Here is a 269-nt window from a genome sequence, read left to right as displayed (position 1 = left end):
GAGCGCGATGTCGCGCATCTGGGTGTCGCCCACCAGGATGTCGTACCCGGCCTGCGGGTGAACGACCACGGTGCGGAATTCATCGGCGGTGAGCGCACCCGGCTTGTTCAGTACCTCGGGCGGAATAGCGATCTTGCCGATGTCGTGCAGCAGCGCAGCATAGGCGGTGCCTGCGGTCCAGGCCTCGGCCTGGGCGGCTTGCGCCTCCGGCGTGGCGCCGGCGGGCAGCAGATGCGACTGCCGCAGCTTGAGCGCGTAGGCGACGATCT

At 68.8% G+C, this 269-nt stretch carries 1 protein-coding gene; it reads right to left on the bottom strand.

The window, feature by feature from the left end; all coding sequences use genetic code 11:
* On the bottom strand, positions 1-269 hold a 269-nt coding region (locus RVY79_RS19845), incomplete at both ends, for an HD-GYP domain-containing protein (RefSeq protein ID WP_317466287.1).

Origin of the sequence: Chromohalobacter sp. HP20-39 (assembly GCF_033052815.1) — a bacterium.
Taxonomy (GTDB): domain Bacteria; phylum Pseudomonadota; class Gammaproteobacteria; order Pseudomonadales; family Halomonadaceae; genus Chromohalobacter.
Note: the sequence above shows the minus strand (reverse complement) of the source record. Positions and strands in the feature narration are given on the sequence as shown.